The sequence below is a fragment of the Nitratidesulfovibrio sp. D1 genome (assembly GCF_051133415.1).
GTDB lineage: Bacteria > Desulfobacterota > Desulfovibrionia > Desulfovibrionales > Desulfovibrionaceae > Cupidesulfovibrio.
In genome coordinates this window covers 400,416-417,996 of record NZ_JBPGNZ010000002.1, presented here as the reverse complement: position 1 = coordinate 417,996, position 17,581 = coordinate 400,416, and the positions used below count along the sequence as shown (strand labels likewise).

Here is a 17,581-nt window from a genome sequence, read left to right as displayed (position 1 = left end):
GGCGGTTCCACCCGCGGTCCTCTAACCGGAGACGTACGAGGGGTAGGACATGAACGCTGTTGTAAGACGGGGCCTGCTGGCCGGAGGCGTGCTGTGCGCGCTGGTTGCGGGGGGGGCGTCGCTGGCGCCCCCGGCCCTGGCGCAGGACGCGCCAACGGGTAACGCGACCATGCCGCGAACGGAACAGGTGGGAGAAGGGGAGCAGAAGGTCTACGCGCTGCCGGAGGTCATCGTCAGCTCGCAGAAGATCGAGCAACGCCTCAATGAAGTGCCTGTCAGCATCAACCATTACGACGAGATGGAGATCGAGAACAGGCAGATAACGGATACGAAGGACCTGGCCCGCTCGGCGCCGGGCATCTTCGTGCGCGAAACCTCGGGCAATCCGGGCAACACCCAGTTGTATATCCGGGGGCTGGTGTCCGGCGGGGCCGACTTCTTCAACCAGACCGTGGGCGTGTTCAGCGACGGCATGAACATCAACGGCGGGCTGGAGCCACAGTTCTACGATGTGGAAAGCGTGGAAGTGCTGCGCGGCCCGCAGGGTACGCTGTACGGCGGCAACACCCTGAGCGGGGCGATGGTGGCGACCTCCAGGAAGCCGGTGTTCGACTGGGAATCCGGCGCTTCGGCCGCCTACGAATCCTTCAACACCAAGCTGCTCACGGGCATGGTCAACGCGCCGCTGTCCGAAACCATCGCGGTGCGCCTTGCCGGCGCCTATCGCAATAGCGACGGCTACTTCCGCAACGAGGTCAAGGACGACCCCGGCGCCGGTGGCGAGGACTACAACTTTCGCGGGCAGATTCGCGTGAAGCCCAGCGATGCGTGGAACATCAACTTCAACCTGAATGGTTACAACCGCAACTACGATTACAGCATCTACAATACGTTCGACAATTTCGACGACGACCCGTGGAAGACCGATGCCGGCAACCTCGGCTACGTGAAGTCGAACGCCCTGGGTCAGATTCTTACCGTCGAATACGACGGCGGCGACGTGGGGTTCACCTCCATAACCGGCCATCGCCGCTATTCGTCGGACGAAGACAACGACGTGGACTTCACCGAGGCGAACCTGCTTTCCGACAGGTTCCGTCTGGACAACGACCAGTACACGCAGGAACTGCGTCTGCATTCGCAAGACAAGGATGCGCGCCTTCAGTGGGTGGCGGGCGTGTACGGATCGTACGAGGAACAGCGCACGCGCGACGACTACACCCTTCAGGACGACTACGTTGCCGCCATGACGGGCATGCCCGGCCTCGGGGACCTGCGCATGAGCAACGACGTCACCGTGGATGTCTACAATGCGGCCCTGTTCGGCCAGGGCACCTACGGCATCACGGAAAAGCTGTTCCTCACCCTGGGGCTTCGCTACGACCACGTGACCAAGGAACTGGACGCCAAGGGCGCCAACGTGGGCACCATCGCGCCCATGATGGGCCTTGCCGACACCGTGGAGGCCACCGGCGAGGAAAGCTACTCGGCCGTGCTGCCCAAGGCCGCCATCGAATACCGCTTCACCCGCGACCTCAACGTCTACGTATCGGTCGCAGCGGGCTACAAACCGGGCGGATTCCAGACCAACAACGCCGCCGAGGCGGATGAAAGCTACGATTCGGAAAAGTCGTGGAACTATGAAGCCGGTGTGAAGGGCAGCGCATTCGACAACATGATGGATTTCACGGCAGCCGTCTTCTACACGCAAATGGAAGACCAGCAATTGTTCCAGCCGATCAACAGCGGCAGTTCGACAGTTGTCCAGAACGCCGGACAGTCGCACAGCATGGGCGTGGAGCTGGAAGCCCGCGTGCGCCCGGTGCGGGGGCTTGAACTGTTCGGCTCCTACGGCTGGCTTGAGACCGAAATCGAAGACGCGGGTGACAGCACCGTCACCTACGACGGAGCCGAATCCCCCTTCGCCCCCACGTACAAGGCGTCCCTCGGCGGCCAGTACACCTTCGAGAACGGCATGTTCGCCCGTGTCGAGAACGAGTTCATCGGTCCGCACTACCTCGACATTGGCAACAAGGTCCGCCAGGACGCCATCAACCTGCTGGGCTTCCGGGTGGGCTACGAGTTCGACGACTACGGGGTCTACGTCTACGGCCGCAACCTGCTGAACGAGGAATACTACACCATGGTGTTCGACAATTCCGGCATGATGCCGGGCCAGGACCGGGTGGGCACCATGGGCGCGCCCCGCACCTTCGGGGTGATGGCCAAGATGGAGTTCTAGACCACGCCGCGCTCGCGGCCCGTCTGGCAGCAGATGGGCCGCGAGCGCGGCATCCATTTTCCGGAACGGCGGCGCGCAGCCCTGCCCGCCGCTCTCCATACCGCGCAAGCGGGCAAAACAGTCGGCGGTCAGCATGGAAGCTCGGAAAGGATACGTGGCGCAGGTCGGCGAACTCATCAGGGGGCTGGGCTTCAGCCCGGTCAACAAGCGCCGCCTGCAACTGGCCTGCGCGGCGTCGGCCGGCGCGGCGCTGCTCGGGCTCGTGCCCTGCGTGGTCATTGCCGTCCTTGTGGACGGGTACGCGGGGGGAGGCGGAGGCTTCGGCCCACGCGCGCCGCTGGCGGCCGGGGTGGTGGTCGTGGCGGCCTTGCTGCTGCGGCTGGCGTTGCGTACCGCCGCCGGGGGCCTGGCCCACGCGGCGGCCTACGAAACCATGTACGAGATACGCACCGGGCTTGCCGGGCACCTGACCCGGCTGCCGCTGGGGTTCTTTGCCGATGCCGCCACGGGGCGGCTCAAGAAGCTGATGGTCGACGACGTGGAGGAATTCGAGGGCTTCATCGCCCACCACATCGAGGACCTTGCCGCCGCGCTGTGCATGCCGTTCCTCGTGCTGGGCGTGCTGGCCTGGATCGACGTGCGCATGGCGCTGGCGGCGGTGGCGGTCATTCCGCTGGCCATGCTTTCCATGTCGTTCGCCTCGAAGGGCTACATGGAAGAAGCGCAACGGTATCATACGGCCCAGGAAAACCTGAACGGCCGCATCATCGAGTTCGTGCGCAGCATCTACGAAATAAAGGCGTTCGCGAGGTCTGTGGCGGAACTGGACAAGTTCGCGGCGGCCATCGACGAGTACCAGCGGGTGGTGGAGCGCTGGGCCAGGCGCTGGGCGTTGCCCAGGGCGGGTTTTGTCGTGTTCATCGAGAATTCCCTGCTCTTCACCCTGCCCGTGGGGCTGTGGCTGTACCGGCGGGGTTCCGTGGGCGTCGGCGAGCTTGTGCTGTGCCTGCTGCTTTCGATGCAGTTCAGCACGCCCATCTTCAAGGTGTTGCAGCAGAACGACGCGCTGTTGCGGATTTTCGAGGGCTTTCGCCGCATGAAGGAGGTGTGGGACGCCCGGCCCCTGCCGCCGCCCGTATCGCCCGGAGCGCCGAAGGACGCCGGGATCGTGTTCGACAACGTGTCCTTCCGCTACGCGGAGGGCGAGGGCGAGGACGTGCTGCGCGGCGTCAGCTTCACCGCGCCGCAGGGAAAGGTGACGGCCCTCGTGGGGCTGTCCGGCTCCGGCAAGAGCACCATCCTGCGCCTGATTCCCCGCTTCTGGGACGTCACCGGCGGCAGCATCCGCGTGGGCGGCGTGGACGTGCGGGAGATGGACGAGGCCGTGCTGATGCGCATGGTGGCGTTCATGTTCCAGGAAAACGTGCTGTTCAACGAAAGCCTGCTGGAGAACATCCGGCTCGGCAACGCGGGCGCGGACGACGCGGCGGTGCGGGCAGTGGCGGAACAGGCCTGCTGCGCGGAGTTCATCGGCGCCATGCCCGGCGGCTACGGCAGCCCGGCGGGCGAACTGGGCGGCAATCTTTCCGGCGGCGAGCGGCAGCGGGTGGCCCTTGCCCGGACCCTGCTGAAACCCGCCCCCATCCTGCTGCTGGACGAGGCCACCGCCTACGCCGACGCCTTCACCGAGGCGAACATGCAGGCGTCGCTTTCGCGGGTGCTGGAAGGGCGCACCGTGATCATGGTGGCCCACCGGCTGGAGAGCATCGCCGGGGCCGACCGCATCGTGGTGCTGGACAAGGGCACGGTGGTGGACGCGGGCCGCCACGAGGAACTGCTGGAACGCTGCCCGGCCTACATGGCCATGTGGAACCTGGCGCAATGCAACGCGAACTGGAATCCGGTCGGAGAGGTGGCGACATGCTGACGATGATTCTGCGATTGGCTGGCCCGCACCGCAACCGGCTTCTGGCGGGCGTTGCGCTGCGCATGCTCGACGGCGCGCTGGCCCTGCTGCCCGTGCTGGTGCTGTTCCTTGCCCTGCGCGAAATCGTGACGCCGGGAACGCCGGAAGCTGGGGACGGCGGCGCGGGCTGGACGCCCCTGCGGGCCGGGCTGTGCATGGCGGGCATCGTGGCGCTGCGGTTCATCGTGCATGGCGCGTCCGTGCGGGTGGGACACATGGCGGGGTTCCACATCCTGAAGCGGCTGCGCCTGCACTATGCCGAGCATTTGCGGGGCCTTCCGGTCTCGTGGTTTTCGCGGCGCGACCTGGGCGAGGTCAGCGGGGCCCTGTTGCAGGACCTGGGCAACGTGGAGCCCGTGCTGGTGGAAAAGCTGGCGGCCATGGGCAGCGCGGTGACGCAGATCGCTGTGGGGCTGGCCTGCATCGCCGTCGTGGACTGGCGGCTGGCCCTGCTGGTCAGCTGCGGATTCGTTCCGGCGGCGCTGCTCATGTGGTGGGTGAACGGGCGGCTCCGGCGGCGCATGCCCGAGCGCATCCGGGTGCTGGCCGCGCTGACGTCCAGAACCGTGGAGTTCTGCCAGGGCATCGGAGTGGTCAAGGCGTTCGGCATCCAGGGCAAAAGCACCGCCCTCTACGAGCGGGCGGTGGCCGCGCACCGCGACGTGAACCTTGGCCTGCTGCGGTACGTGGGCGCGGCCGCCACCCTGTATTTCACCTGCCTCGAACTGGGGTACGCGGGGCTGATCGGCTTCGGGCTGCCCGTGCCCGGCGATGTGACGGTCGCCGGGGTGGGCGGCGTGGACCCCGCAGCCTTCGCCAGCTTCCTGTTCGCCGCCGTGATGGCCTTCAGGATATACGGCCCGACCCATGACCTCGTGGACCTGAGCGGCTTCATGCACCAGATGCGCACCTCGGGCCGGCGCCTGCTTTCCGTGGAGGCGGACGGGCCGCTGCCCGTTCCCGCGGTATCCGCCGTTCCCGCCGATTCGTCGGTCCGGTTCGAGAACGTGGCCTTCGCCTATGACGGAACACCCGTCCTGCGCGACATCACCTTCCGTATCGCGCCCCGGACCATGACGGCCGTGGTGGGCGGGTCCGGGGCGGGCAAGACCACGCTGGTCAGCCTGCTCTGCCGGTTCTGGGACGTGGACGCCGGGTGCGTGCGCATCGGCGGCGTGGACGTGCGGGATATGCGCGAGGAAGACCTCTGGCGGCACATCACCGTGGTCTTCCAGCGGTTTTCCCTGTTCAACGACACCGTCAGGGCCAACATACGCTTCGCCCGGCCCGACGCCACGGACGACGAGGTCGTGGCGGCGGCGGTGGCGGCGCGCTGCCACGAGTTCATCATGGAACTGCCGGACGGGTACGACACCGTGATCGGCGAGAACGGGGCCAGCCTTTCGGGCGGGCAGCGCCAGCGTCTTTCCATCGCCAGGGCCATGCTCAAGAATGCGCCCATCGTCGTCCTGGACGAGGCCACGGCGTCGGTGGACCTGGACAACGAGCGGCTCATCCAGGAGGCGATCCAGAACATGGTGCAGTCGAAGACGGTGCTGCTCATCGCCCACCGCCTGGCCACCGTGGCGGCGGCGCACCAGATACTGGTGCTGGACGAAGGGCGGATCGTCGACAGCGGCACCCACGCCGGGCTGCTCGCCGGTGGCGGACAGTACGCACGGCTGTGGGACATGCAGTCCACCGTGCGTTCGTGGAATCCGCCGAGCCCGCAGGACCCGCCGAATCCGCAGGACCCGTCGGAGCAGGTCGGCGGCGCACCGCGGCAGGCGTTCGGGGATGTCCCGATGTCGAAATAGTCTGCCGGAACGCTCCGGCGGACCCGCCATATGTGCGGCAGTGGATCAAGGAGTTGTCCGGGCATGAAATGGAATGCGGTTTCCCGTGGAAGAACGTTTGCGCGGCGTATCCTGGCGTTCATCGCCGGGCATCCGAAGTCGTCCGGCCTGCTGGTCGTGGCCGTGGCGCTGCTGGCGGTGGTGGCCGTGGGCGCCAGGCGACCCGGACCCGGCGCGGTGGTGCTGGAAACGGCGCGGGTGGAGCGGGGCGACCTGGAGCGGGAAATACTGGCCACGGGCGTCATCAAGCCGGAGGAGGGGGCGGTGGTGAAGACGGGCACCCGGTTCACGGGGGTCATCTCGCGCCTGTACGTGCGGCTGGGAGACGCCGTGACCAAAGGGCAGCTGATAGCTGAACTGGACGACAGGGAGCAGCGCTTCGAGTGCATGAAACTGACGGCCACCGTGCAGAAGCTGCGGCAGGAACTGGTGCTCTCCCAACGCAATTACCCGCTCCAGATAGCGGAAGCCGGGGAAAGCCTGGCCGTGGCGCAGGCCGACAAGGAATACGCGGACATCACCTTTTCCCGCACCGCGCCGCTGGCGGAAATGGGCGGCGTGGCCGAGTCTGACATGGATTCGGTGCGGCAGCAAAGCAAGGTGGCCGCGCACACGCTGGCGTTGCGCCGCACTTCCAAGGCGCGGCTGGAAACGGAATACACGCTGAAGATCCCGTACCTGAAGGACGCCATCGCAGAGGCCGAGGCCGAGCTTGGGCAGTGCCAGACCCAGCTTTCGTACGCGCGGATCATCAGCCCCATGTCCGGCGTGGTCAGCGCCATCACGGCGCAGGAAGGCGAGACGGTGGTGGCCGGATTGCAGGTGGTCAATCTGATCACGGTGCTGGACCCCAACAGGCTTGAATTGCAGATATTCATAGACGAGAACGACATCGGCGCGGTGCGGCCGGGGGCCATGGTGCGCTTCACGGTGGAGGCCTACCCCGACCGGACGTTCGAGGGCACGGTGGCCCTCATCCACCCCGGCCCGGAATTGCGCGACAACATCGTGTACTACCGCGCGCTGGTCCGCCCGGCGGAAAAGGACGTCCAGCTTCTGCGCCCCGAGATGACGGCGCGGTGCAGGGTGGCCGTGGACCGCAGGGAGCAGGTGCTGCTGGTGCCCAACGCGGCGTTCAAGTGGGTGGGGAACGTGCACGCGGTGTTCGTCCGGAACGGCGCGGACGTCCGGCCCGTGCGCCCGGTCACCGGGCTGGTGGGCACCACGGCGACGGAGGTGGTTTCCGGGCTGGAGGAAGGCGACCTTGTGGTCACCAACCTGCAACTGCCGGCCGAATTGCCCAGGGAGTGGGCCGCCGTGCTGCGGCCCGACGTCACGGGGGGATAACGGGCGGCGTCCGGCTGGCCGGCATGGCCGGCCGCATGCCGCAAAGCGGCCTCGGGACATGTTTCGAGAGCGGCTTCAACGCTGATCAAGGGGATAAGCGATGCCTGCTTTCCAGACGGCAAGTTGGTTTCCCGTGTTGGCCCCCCCTGTATCGCAGGAGCGGGACCTGATGTTTCCCGGCGTCACCCTGCACGTGTACGACAATCCGAACGCGGAAGACTGCTACGGATGCGAGTTCTGCATGGATGTGGCCCCGGTGGAGTTCGTCTATTGCGTTTCGGGCAAGGTCAGGGTCGAGCTGGCGCACGGCAGCGCGGGCGCGATGCCCTTCACGCTGGAGGAAGGGGAAGGCGTGGTGTCCTGCATGCAACGCGTGCGCGGCTATTCGACGGCGGAACCCGGCGTGCCGTTGCAGGCGGTGGCGTTGCGGCTGGGCAAGGGAGAGCTTTCGGACCTGGCGCGCAAGACGCAGTGCCCCTTTCTGACCCGCTGGGAAAGCGCCATCAGAAGAGCCCGAACGGTGTTCTTCGAAAAGATCACCCTGTCGCCGCCGCTGCGCGTCGCGGTGCAGCAGATATACGCAAAGCTGCCTTCCGGCAGCCTGCGCACCATGTTCCTGGAAAGCAAGAAGATGGAACTGCTGTACCTGCACCTGAACTACCTTTCGGCGCGGCAGGGCCCTGTCCGAAGCGTGACCAGAAGCGTGACCAGAAGCGAATACCGCGCGGCCTGCGAGGTGTACCGGAAGATATCGCAGGACTTCGCCTCGTCGTTCCGGCTGGAGGAACTGGCCCGCGAGGCGGGGCTGACCAAGACGCGGCTCAATGCCGTGTTCCGCGTGATGCATGGCGATACCGTATTCGGCATCCTGCGCAGGGAACGCCTGGAATACGCCAGGCGGCTGCTTGAGGAAGGCGAGAAGAACATCACGGAAATCGCCTACGAATGCGGGTTCTCCAGCACCAGCCATCTCACCAAGGTGTTCGCCGATTCCTTCGGCATGCCGCCGAAACGCTACCAGCTGGGCTGCGGCAGATACGGCTAGGCCGGTGCGGCACGCGCGGCGGCCCCGGATGCAAGGAATAGTGCCCCGGATGATAGCGCGCGCCTGCCGTCTGCCGTAGCCTGCGTACCGTGCGGGTTTTCCCCGGAGACCGGGCGTCTGGCCGGGATGTCTGGACATTCAACGATAATGAAGACCAATTTCATGAACGAAACGCCCCCGGTGAAGACTGGCGGTTTCCGAGGCTTGCCGTTGCTCGCCGCGCCATTGCTGCCGGGTGAAGGGCGGGAGGTCATCCATGGATAGCGCATTGGCCGTGCAACTGGCGCTGGCGCTGGCGAGCATGGCGGGGGTTTTGGGGTACCGCGTCTATTTCAGGGCCGAGCGCGCCGCACGCGCCGCCGGGCGCACGTCGCGTCCCATGCCGGTTCCCGTGCGCGCGTTGATGACGGTGTCGGTGGTGGGGGTGTGGTTCGTCATGCCCTTTCTGCCGCAGCCGCTGCTGGGCGCATGGCCGGATGCCGCCCTTTTCGCCGCGCGGGCCCCGGATCTGCTTCCCGCCATGCCGGGGCGCTGGGGCCAGTTGTTGCTGGGTTTGCCGTTCGCCGTGGGCGGCTTCGCCGTCTACGTGGCGCTGATGCGCCGCAACGCCACCGTGACGGCGCGGGACTACAGCCGCCCGGCCAAGCTGCTGATGTCCGGGGCGTACGGGCATGTGCGCCATCCCGTGGTCGTGGCGCGGTTTCTCGGCACCTGCGGGCTGGTTCTGGTCACCGGGGCCGCATACACGGCCCTGCTGCTGCCGCTGCTTGCGGCGCAGCTCTGGCTGACCGCCCGCATCGAGGAGAGGGAAGTGCTCGAACCGTGTTTCGGCAAGCAGTTCGACGTGTACCGGCGAAGCGTGCCCGGTTTCGTTTGTCCGCAGGTGCTGCTGCTGGCCGCCGTGCTGGCCCTGGGCCTCGTCGTGCCCTGGCTGTAGGCGTGAACTGCGCGCGATAAGGAATGGTCATGACCGATACCCATGCAACGCCGCCCCTGCCTGCGTCCGGCCACGCAACGCAAGCCCGCCGGGCAAGCCCGGACGCCGGGGCTTCTCCCCGGCGCGCGGCGGATGTCGAACGGCTGCTGCGGGACATGGCGGCAGACAGCTTCGGCCGCGACCCTCTGGCGGTGGACCCGAAGCGGCCCATCACGGAACAGGCCCCGGACCTTCTCGGGCTCGATGCCTTTTCGAAAAGGGTGCGCGAGGTTTTCGGCGGGAGCCGCGACGTGGAGCAGGCATTGCGCTGCGCGACCCTCGGGCGGATGGCCGAAGTCCTTGCGCCCCCTGTTCAGGGTGTTCCGGTTGTTCCGGACGGCGAGGACCCGGAGGTTCCCGAGAGCCAGGAAGGCCAGGAAGGATGGACGCACCTGCGCCGGGCCGAATCCGCCGCAGCGGGTGCGGTGAACGTGTTGTGCCTGCCGTATGCCGGGGGGCGTCCCGCCATGTTCCGCCGGGTGGCGGAACGGCTTGACGCCTCCTTCCGCGTGGCGTCGGCCCTGTACGGGAAGTCAGGGGCGGACGGGCAGTCGGGCGCGGACGGGCCGTTGCGGGGGATTGGCGACATCGCCGCCGCCCTGCTGGCGGCATTGCCGTCCGGCGGCCCCGCCGTGCTCGTCGGGCATTGCTATGGCGCCTATGTGGCCCATGCGCTGGCGCGGGCCATGGCGCGGCAGGGGCGGCCGCCCCTGTGCATGGTCGTGGCGGGGGCCACGCCGCCCGACGCGCAGGAACTGGTCTACGGCAGCAGCCAGTGGGCGCGCGACCCCGACGGCGAAGCCACGCTGCGCTATCTGGAACGCATCTACGCGCCCCTGCTGTGCGAACTCACCCCGCAGGAGCAGGCCGGATACTGGGTCGAATACCGCCGTTCGGTCAGGCGCATGGAACGGTACGAGTTCGGGCCTGTCCCGCTGGACTGCCCGTGCCTGGTGATAACCGGGGAAAGCGAGGAATACCCGTTCGTCACGGAGTTCGCCGCGTCGTGGAAAGGATGCTTCACGGACTGCCGTTTCACCACCGCGCCCGGCGGGCACATGCTGGTGCAGACGCACCCCGGAGAGTTCGCGGACGTGGTCTCGGAGTTCGTGCTCGGGCACGCCGGGGCCGCAACGGCGGGGAGGCGGGCATGACCCCGCGCATCCTCGTGCTGGGTGGCTGCGGCGGCACGGGCGGGCGCATCGTGGCCGGTCTGCTGCGCCTCATGCCCCGGGCCACGGTGGACGCTGGCGGGCGGCGTCCCCCCCGCCACGGCGGCGCACATGCCCCGGCGGGGGGCGGGCGATGGGTCGCGGCATCCGTTTCCACGACCGCCAGATCGGGCAGATCAGGCGGACCGGGCGAAGCAGGCGCGGACGACGACGGGCTGGTCGCGCTGCTTTCCGCCTACGACCTGGTGGTGCTGGCGCTCGGCCCCTTCGCCACGCTGCGCACGGCCGCGCATGCGGCGTGCATCCGGGCCGGGGTGGACTGCGTGGACATCAACGACGACCCGGCCGTGGCGCGCGAGATCATGGACCTGCACGAAACGGCCGGCGCCGAAGGCGTGCGCGTGCTGACGGGCATGGGGGTCAATCCCGGCCTGAGCACGGCGCTGCTCTACCTGCTGGCCGGGGAGCGCGGCCCCTTCGCCGAGGCGCACGTCCGCCTGTTCGCGGGGGGCAACGAAGGGGCCGGGCGCGCGTCCACGTGGACCATGCTGCACGGGCTTGCCCCACGGGTCTGCGAGTTGCGCGGCGGCTTCGAGGCGTGGGTGCCCGCCGACGATGCCGGTCCCCGGCGGGACGACGTGTTTCCCGGCGTGGGCGTTTCCGTGCCCGCCATCCACTGCTTTTCGGCGGAGGCCGCGCTGCTGGAGCTTTCCGCCGCGCGGGGGCTGCCCCTGCCCGCCGACTCCGTGACCTACCGGATGCATTTCCAGGGCATGCCCCGCCGCATGGCCGGGGTGCTGCGCCGGTTTTCCGCGGCGGACCACCCCAGGGCGGCGGCCGCGCTGACCGGACTGTTCCACGCCATGCACAGCATGGGCAGCGCGGCCGCGCGCAATCTTGCCCGTTCGACCCTGGCCGTGCGCTGCCGTGGCGGGCAGGGGACGTACACGGCCTTCGCCACGGGCGAGACCACCTTCGGACTGACGGCGGCCTACGCGGCGGCCACGGCGTACCGGCACCTGCGCGCCCCGGATGCGCTCCCGCCGGGCGTGCACGCCACCACCCCGGCGCTGCCGTGGCTGCGCGAGGCCCTGGACGACATGGCCGCGTTGCATGTGCGCGCCGCAATCATCGAGGATGCGTGAATGGTCGCCGACAAGGGAAAAATCGCGGTTCTGGGCGGCAGCGGGGACATTGGACGGGTGGTCTGCGCCGAACTGGCCCGGCTGGGGCCCTACGGGCTGGTGGTTGCCGGGCGCAGCCTGGAGCGGGCGGAAGCGCTGGCCGCAACCCTGCCGGGAGAAACGGAAGTGCGCCGGTTCGACGTGGGCACGGAGAGCGGCGACGCCTTCCGCGACTGCGCGCTCATCGTCAACTGCACCGGCCCTTCGTGGCGCACGGGGCCGCTCGCCGCCGCCATGGCGCTGCATGCCGGCGCGCATCTGGTGGACGTGGGCGGGTATTCCCTGCTCATGGGCGAGCTTGCCGGGCGCGGCGGCGAACTGGAGGCGGCGGGACGCAGCTTCGTGCTTTCCGCGGGCTGGATGCCCGGTCTTTCCGAGGTGTTCGTGCGGCATGCCCTGGAGCGCGCGGAGGGCGCGCATGGTCCCGCGGAATCCGTGGTGCTGTATTGCGGCGCGCGGGACACCTGGTCGCTGACATCCGCCGAGGACATGGTCTGGCACGTCTTTTCCGAATTGCGGTTCGGGTGGTTCGAGCGCGGCGTCTGGAGCGGCCGCCCCGTATGGGCGGCCTGCGGCACGGTGACGCTGCCGGTCCTGCCCGACGCGCGCCAGCAGGTGACGTGGATGTACAACGCCCCCTCGCGCCCGCTGGCCGAGGAGCGCCGCGACCTTTCCCTGCGCATCGGCCTGGTGCTGGTGGGGCCGCGCTGCCGGTTCGCCCTGGCGTTCTCCAAATTGTTCCTGTCCCGGCGGCGCAAGACGGCGGCCGCCATGCTGCATGGCGCCATCCGCCGCGACGCGGAACGCCGTGGCCCCATGGGCATCCTGCATGCCGAGGTGCGTTCGCGCTCCGGCCGGACCTTCCGGCTGACCCTGGCGGAAGCCCGCAACCACTGGATAACCGGGCTGTCGGCGGCCCACGCGGCGCACGCCGTCATGCAGGGTCTGGCCCGGCCCGGCGTGCACTATCTTGGAGAGGCCGTGCCCGCGCGGGCGTTCATGGAATCGCTGGCCGCATGCGGCGTGGCGTGCACGGAGGACGCGGCGTGACGGCGGCGTGCGCTCTTTCCCCACGGCAGGCGCTGGCCGCGTTGACCCCTGCGGAACGCACGGCATGGCACGACGCATCCGCCAGGGCGCGGGCCGGATGCTGGCGCGGCGATTTTCGCGACTCTCCGGCCGAATACCTGTTGAAGGCCATGGGCGGGGCGGCGCACCTGCCCGCGTTGCACCCGGCGGTGAACCCGTGCGTGGTGGCGCGGGCGTACATCCTGGACGCAATGCTGCTCGACGCGCTGCGCGGGGAGGAACACGCCGAGGTGTGGAACATCGGGGCCGGGTTCGACGCGCGCTGGCACCGACTTGGGCCGCACCATCCGGGGATGCCCGCCGAGGTGGTCTGGCATGAGGTGGACACGCCACGCGTCCTGGCCCTGAAAGAGGCTTTGCTGCGCGATTCGCCGTTCTCCGGGGCGTATGCGGCCGTCGTGCGCCACGAAGTGCACAGAGAGGAGGACATGGGGGAGGTTGCCCGCGTCATGTGCCAGGGCGCGTCCCCGACGCGGCGCATCGTGGTGATGGAAGGGCTGCTCGACCTGTTGCCCGCGCAGGTCAAGCACGGTCTGCTTGTGGCGCTGCGCCGCGCCATGCCCGGGGGCGTGCTGCTGCTGGACGCCCTGGATGCGGCGGGCGCGGCCTTCGACAACCGACGGCCGGAGAGGTTTACCGGACATCCCGCCCTGCGGGTGCACGGGATTTCCGATGATGCGGGGCTGTTCTTCCTGGATGCGGGCTGGGCCGTCACCCGTTCGCAGGCCATCATGGGGCGGGTGCCCGCCATGGTCTGCGCCCGGTACGGGCTGCCCGCCGTCCTTGGCAGGGTGCCCCTGCCCGCCGCCATGACCGACCACTACCGGTGCTATGCGCTGCGCCCGGCGCGCGACCTGGCTTCGGGCGCGCAGGCGGGGGAACATACGCCGCGCGGGGATGGTTCCGTCCGATGATGGTGCTCGCGGTGTTGTTGCTTCCGGTGTTCCTGGTCTCCTGCGGGACGTACCTGTTGTTCCACTACGAGGCCTGCAATTCCACGCGGCCGGTGCCGCCGCCGCACAGCCTTACCGATCTCGCGCGGGGCGTTGTCATGTCCTTCACCGGCATCCTGCTGGTCGTGGCCACCGCGCCCCTGCATTTCCACCTGCGGCGGTTCGGGCGGCGCGGCGCGCCATCGGGTCTTTCGCTGCTGCCGCCGGTACTCCTCATCCACGGCTCGGACCTGCATGCCGGAGTGTGGGTGGTGTTGCGGCGGCTGCTGGTCCGGGGCGGCTTCACGCGGGTGTATTGCCACGCCTGGCGCCCGTCGGGCCGTCCGCTGGAGGAATACGGGGCGGAAGTGGACGCGGCGCTGCTGGCCGTGGACAGGGTGTTCCCCGGAGAGCGCCCCTTGGTGGTGGGGCACAGCATGGGCGGCCTGATGGCCCGCATCTGGCTGCACGGAAGGCGGCATCCGGAGTCGCGCGTGGCGGGCATGGTGACGCTGGGCAGCCCGCACCGGGGGTCGAAGACCGCCCGGATGTTCGGCAGGCGCAAGGACGGACTGGATGAGAGCATGGCCTACGGCTCGGCCTTCTTCCGCGACATGGAGGCGTCCGAAACCCCGGCGGCCATCCCCTGCGCCGCCCTGTATTCGCGCATGGACAACATCATCCATCCGGAGGATGCGCTGGTGCCGCCCCCATCGGCCGGGTGGAAGGTGCTGGAAACCCCGCCGGTGAGCCACATGTGGCTGGTGCTGCACCCCGGCATCTGCCGGATGGTGCTGCGCGAACTGCATCTGGCGCTGTCGGGCGTGGCTTCGGACAAACCGGCTGGCCCCTGCGGGGAACGTATCGAGGACAGTCCGGCATCATGAGGAAAGGCAGCATGCGGAAGAACGGGATGGAAGCCGGAGCCGGGGATGTGTGGCATTCCGGACCCGGAAGGGACGCAATCCCAATGATGGAGGCGGCCGGGGCGCTTTCCGGCGGAGAGCGCGGGGAAATCAGCCTGAACGGCGTCAGCGAAACGCTGCTCATTCCCGTGTGGGCGCGGGCGGTGGAAAGCCTGCGGGGCGACGGACTCGTCCAGGACCCATACGCGCTGCGGATGCTGCATGCCATCGACTACGATTTCGGCAAGTTCCGGAACAGCTGGATATCGCAAACGGGCGTGGCCGTGCGCACGCGCATCCTGGACCGGGCCGTGGCGCGCTTTCTGGCCCGGCACCCCCAGGGCGTGGTGGCCCTGCTCGGGTGCGGCCTGGATGCCCGGTCGCGGCGCATGGACAACAACGCGGCGCTGTGGATCGAACTGGACCTGCCCGAGGTCATCGCCTGGCGGCGCGGCTTTTTCGACGAGGACGCGCGGCACAGGATGCTGGACATTTCCGTGCTCGACACGGCGTGGTTCGCCGAGGTGCCTCCGGACCGTCCGGTGCTGATCCTGGCCGAGGGCCTGTTCATGTACCTGCCGCCGGAGGAGTTGCGCTGCCTCGTGCGCGACATGGCCGAGGCGTTTCCCGGTGGGGAACTGGTCTTCGAAGCGCTGTCGCGTTCGTATGTGGGGCGCAGCGCGCGGCACGACAGCGTTTCGAAGTGCGATGCCGCGTTCACCTGGGGCATCGACAAGGGCAGCGACATTTGCGCGTGGTCGCCCCGGCTGGAATTCATGGGCGACCTTCACTACTTCGATTGCCCGCGAAACCGGTGGCGCTGGCTGTGGTGGATCAGATGGCTGCCGTACATCCGGCGGATGGTCAAGATAAGTTCCTTCCGTTTCCGCCATGCCGCCACCGGCGGCGCGGCGTGACGCCCGCGCGCCGGGCTGTGCGGCGCACGCGGACAGGAAGAGTGCCAGGAAGAGTGCATGGAACGGGCGTGAAAGGGGGGACATTCCCTGCGCCGACGATCGACAAGGAGACTGCCATGACCGCGCAATTGTGGAACGCCCTGGCCCAGGCAACGCCCGTGGCCAAGGCGGTGTTGGGGATACTGCTGTTCATGTCGCTGGCGAGCTGGGCCTACATGTGCGGCAAGTGGCTTTGCCTGCGGGCGGCGCATGCCCGGAACAAGCAGGGCATAGACCGGTTCGACGCCGCGCCCGATCTCGCGGGGGCGCTGGATTCCCTGCGGGCCGGATCGTGCTCGCCCCTGCAATCGGTGGCGCTGCGCGGCCTGCGCGAGTTCAACCGCATCGCCAGGACGGGCGACGTGGACCGGCTGCTGAACAACAACGTGCGCCGGGCCTTGCGGCAGGGCGTCGCCGAGGAAATGGCCCGGTTGTCCTCCTCGCTGTCGCTGCTCGCCTCGGTGGCCAACACGGCGCCCTTCATCGGCCTGTTCGGCACGGTCTGGGGCATCATGCATTCGTTCCACAACATCGGCACGGAGAAAAGCGCGGCCCTGGCCACCGTGGCCCCCGGCATATCCGAGGCGCTCATCGCCACGGCGGTGGGGCTGTTCGTGGCCATTCCCGCAACGCTTGGCTACAACACGTTTCTTTCGCGGCTCGGCAACATCGAGGCGCAATGCATCAACTTCGCGGGCATGTTCCTGAACCGGGTGGAGCACGAGGCGGAACGCCATCCGCAGGGGTTGGACACGGCCGGAATGGGAGGGCAGTGACATGGGCGCGTCCGTAGGTGGCGGCGGCGGTTTCGTCGCCGAGATCAACGTCACCCCGTTCGTCGACGTCATGCTGGTGCTGCTGATCATCTTCATGGTCACGGCGCCCATGATGACCGAAGGGCTTGAGGTGGACGTGCCGCAGACCAAGATGGTGGACGTGCTGCCCACGGACAGCGATCACGTGATCCTGACCGTGGACAAGGCCGGGGTGCTGTTTCTGGATGAGTACCGGGTAGCCCCCGAAGAACTGGAAGGGCTGCTGCGCAGCAACGTCGTGCGCATGCAGCGTCAGCTTTTCCTGCGGGCGGACAAGGGCGCGGCCTACGGCGACGTGGTCGGCGTGATGGGGCGCGTCCGCGCGGCCGGGATAGAAAAGCTGGGAATCGTCGCGGAACGCGACCCCGGTTTGGAGTAGCCATGTCGGGACGGGACTGGATGGTGTCACTGGCGCTGCATTGCGGCCTTGCGGGCGTTCTTGCGTACGGGGCGACCCGGGCCGAGGATACGCCCCGCCCCGTGGAGCGCGTCTACGAGGTGAGCCTGGCGGAATTCGCCCCCGCGCCCCCCGAGATTCCGGCCGCGCCGCCTCCTCCTGCGGAACCCGCCCCGCCGCCCCCGCCGTCTTCCCCGCCCCCCCGGCGCGAAACGAAGACCATCGCGCCGAAAAAGAAGCAGGATGCCCCGCCGGTACAGGCCGAAGCCCCGCCGCCCCCCGCCCCGCCCGAAACAGTGACCGATCCCCGGCCGCAGGCCGAGCCGTCGCCGGAAGCGGGCCGCGTCGTGGCCCGGTATGCCCCCCGCAATGTTTCGGGCTACCTTGCCTACGAATCGGACAAGGTGGACGAGCGGCCCGCCGTGGCCCGGCGCGTGATGCCCGATTACCCCCGGAGCGCCCGGCGGCAGGGCATTCAAGGCCAGGTCGTGGTGCGCATTGTGGTGGACAAGGACGGCAACCCGCAGGCGTGCGCTGTCCACTCGGCCGCCCCCGAAGGCTATTTCGAGGAAGTGGCCCTGCAGGCTGCGCGGCAGATGCGGTTCATTCCCGGCAAGGTGAAGGGAACGCCCGTGAACACCCTGGTCACGGTGCCGTTCGTGTTCAGGTTGCAGTAACCCCTTCGGCATGTTCGTGGCC

At 68.4% G+C, this 17,581-nt stretch carries 15 protein-coding genes; all 15 read left to right on the top strand.

Going from position 1 to position 17,581, the window contains the following annotated elements; translation table 11 throughout:
- Positions 1–49 precede the first annotated feature (49 nt).
- The 15 genes from ACR4XJ_RS04970 (at position 50) to ACR4XJ_RS04900 (ending at position 17,559) form a co-directional block, all read left to right on the top strand.
- Positions 50–2,242: a TonB-dependent receptor gene (locus ACR4XJ_RS04970; protein WP_434754164.1), complete on the top strand. Its 2,193-nt coding sequence runs from the start codon at positions 50–52 to the stop codon at positions 2,240–2,242.
- A 154-nt stretch (positions 2,243–2,396) separates the two neighbouring features.
- A complete protein-coding gene (locus ACR4XJ_RS04965; protein ID WP_434754163.1) occupies positions 2,397–4,169 on the top strand; it encodes an ABC transporter ATP-binding protein in 1,773 nt (590 codons plus the stop codon).
- Positions 4,163–6,025 carry an ABC transporter ATP-binding protein gene (locus tag ACR4XJ_RS04960; RefSeq protein ID WP_434754162.1) on the top strand — a complete coding sequence of 621 codons (1,863 nt, stop codon included), beginning with the start codon at positions 4,163–4,165 and terminating at the stop codon, positions 6,023–6,025. Before ACR4XJ_RS04965 ends, ACR4XJ_RS04960 begins: the two co-directional genes overlap by 7 nt.
- 63 nt (positions 6,026–6,088) lie before the next feature.
- Positions 6,089–7,411, top strand: a complete 1,323-nt coding sequence (locus ACR4XJ_RS04955) for an efflux RND transporter periplasmic adaptor subunit (RefSeq protein WP_434754161.1) — start codon at positions 6,089–6,091, stop codon at positions 7,409–7,411.
- 169 nt (positions 7,412–7,580) lie between these two features.
- On the top strand, positions 7,581–8,456 hold the full coding sequence (locus tag ACR4XJ_RS04950) for a helix-turn-helix transcriptional regulator (RefSeq protein ID WP_434754160.1): 876 nt from the start codon (positions 7,581–7,583) through the stop codon (positions 8,454–8,456).
- A gap of 256 nt (positions 8,457–8,712) precedes the next feature.
- Positions 8,713–9,393, top strand: a complete 681-nt coding sequence (locus ACR4XJ_RS04945; protein ID WP_434754159.1) for a methyltransferase — start codon at positions 8,713–8,715, stop codon at positions 9,391–9,393.
- Between the two features lie 29 nt (positions 9,394–9,422).
- Complete coding sequence (locus tag ACR4XJ_RS04940; RefSeq protein WP_434754158.1) at positions 9,423–10,586, top strand: thioesterase II family protein; 1,164 nt, start codon at positions 9,423–9,425, stop codon at positions 10,584–10,586.
- The gene (locus ACR4XJ_RS04935) at positions 10,583–11,749 is read left to right on the top strand and encodes a hypothetical protein (protein ID WP_434754157.1); all 1,167 of its coding nucleotides are present in this window, start codon (positions 10,583–10,585) and stop codon (positions 11,747–11,749) included. The genes ACR4XJ_RS04940 and ACR4XJ_RS04935 overlap by 4 nt, the downstream gene beginning before the upstream one ends.
- Positions 11,750–12,838 carry a saccharopine dehydrogenase NADP-binding domain-containing protein gene (locus tag ACR4XJ_RS04930; protein WP_434754156.1) on the top strand — a complete coding sequence of 363 codons (1,089 nt, stop codon included), beginning with the start codon at positions 11,750–11,752 and terminating at the stop codon, positions 12,836–12,838. It begins immediately after the preceding gene.
- Complete coding sequence (locus ACR4XJ_RS04925) at positions 12,835–13,791, top strand: class I SAM-dependent methyltransferase (protein ID WP_434754155.1); 957 nt, start codon at positions 12,835–12,837, stop codon at positions 13,789–13,791. The genes ACR4XJ_RS04930 and ACR4XJ_RS04925 overlap by 4 nt, the downstream gene beginning before the upstream one ends.
- Positions 13,788–14,696, top strand: a complete 909-nt coding sequence (locus ACR4XJ_RS04920; protein ID WP_434754154.1) for an esterase/lipase family protein — start codon at positions 13,788–13,790, stop codon at positions 14,694–14,696. The genes ACR4XJ_RS04925 and ACR4XJ_RS04920 overlap by 4 nt, the downstream gene beginning before the upstream one ends.
- An 83-nt stretch (positions 14,697–14,779) precedes the next feature.
- Positions 14,780–15,631 (top strand): class I SAM-dependent methyltransferase, encoded by an 852-nt coding sequence (locus ACR4XJ_RS04915; protein WP_434754153.1) that lies wholly within the window; start codon positions 14,780–14,782, stop codon positions 15,629–15,631.
- A gap of 116 nt (positions 15,632–15,747) precedes the next feature.
- Complete coding sequence (locus tag ACR4XJ_RS04910) at positions 15,748–16,446, top strand: MotA/TolQ/ExbB proton channel family protein (protein ID WP_434754152.1); 699 nt, start codon at positions 15,748–15,750, stop codon at positions 16,444–16,446.
- Between the two features lies 1 nt (position 16,447).
- Positions 16,448–16,864 carry an ExbD/TolR family protein gene (locus ACR4XJ_RS04905; RefSeq protein ID WP_434754151.1) on the top strand — a complete coding sequence of 139 codons (417 nt, stop codon included), beginning with the start codon at positions 16,448–16,450 and terminating at the stop codon, positions 16,862–16,864.
- Between the two features lie 2 nt (positions 16,865–16,866).
- Positions 16,867–17,559, top strand: a complete 693-nt coding sequence (locus ACR4XJ_RS04900) for an energy transducer TonB (RefSeq protein WP_434754150.1) — start codon at positions 16,867–16,869, stop codon at positions 17,557–17,559.
- Positions 17,560–17,581 lie beyond the last annotated feature (22 nt).

Excerpts from the sequence above, each read along its gene's own strand:
- ACR4XJ_RS04910 (WP_434754152.1), top strand. The coding sequence starts at position 15,748 with ATGACCGCGCAATTGTGGAACGCCCTGGCCCAGGCAACGCCCGTGGCC.
- ACR4XJ_RS04945 (WP_434754159.1), top strand. The coding sequence starts at position 8,713 with ATGGATAGCGCATTGGCCGTGCAACTGGCGCTGGCGCTGGCGAGCATG.
- ACR4XJ_RS04905 (WP_434754151.1), top strand. The coding sequence starts at position 16,448 with ATGGGCGCGTCCGTAGGTGGCGGCGGCGGTTTCGTCGCCGAGATCAAC.
- ACR4XJ_RS04940 (WP_434754158.1), top strand. The coding sequence starts at position 9,423 with ATGACCGATACCCATGCAACGCCGCCCCTGCCTGCGTCCGGCCACGCA.
- ACR4XJ_RS04935 (WP_434754157.1), top strand. The coding sequence starts at position 10,583 with ATGACCCCGCGCATCCTCGTGCTGGGTGGCTGCGGCGGCACGGGCGGG.
- ACR4XJ_RS04955 (WP_434754161.1), top strand. The coding sequence starts at position 6,089 with ATGAAATGGAATGCGGTTTCCCGTGGAAGAACGTTTGCGCGGCGTATC.
- ACR4XJ_RS04915 (WP_434754153.1), top strand. The coding sequence starts at position 14,780 with ATGATGGAGGCGGCCGGGGCGCTTTCCGGCGGAGAGCGCGGGGAAATC.
- ACR4XJ_RS04900 (WP_434754150.1), top strand. The coding sequence starts at position 16,867 with ATGTCGGGACGGGACTGGATGGTGTCACTGGCGCTGCATTGCGGCCTT.
- ACR4XJ_RS04950 (WP_434754160.1), top strand. The coding sequence starts at position 7,581 with ATGTTTCCCGGCGTCACCCTGCACGTGTACGACAATCCGAACGCGGAA.
- ACR4XJ_RS04960 (WP_434754162.1), top strand. The coding sequence starts at position 4,163 with ATGCTGACGATGATTCTGCGATTGGCTGGCCCGCACCGCAACCGGCTT.
- ACR4XJ_RS04930 (WP_434754156.1), top strand. The coding sequence starts at position 11,750 with ATGGTCGCCGACAAGGGAAAAATCGCGGTTCTGGGCGGCAGCGGGGAC.
- ACR4XJ_RS04920 (WP_434754154.1), top strand. The coding sequence starts at position 13,788 with ATGATGGTGCTCGCGGTGTTGTTGCTTCCGGTGTTCCTGGTCTCCTGC.
- ACR4XJ_RS04970 (WP_434754164.1), top strand. The coding sequence starts at position 50 with ATGAACGCTGTTGTAAGACGGGGCCTGCTGGCCGGAGGCGTGCTGTGC.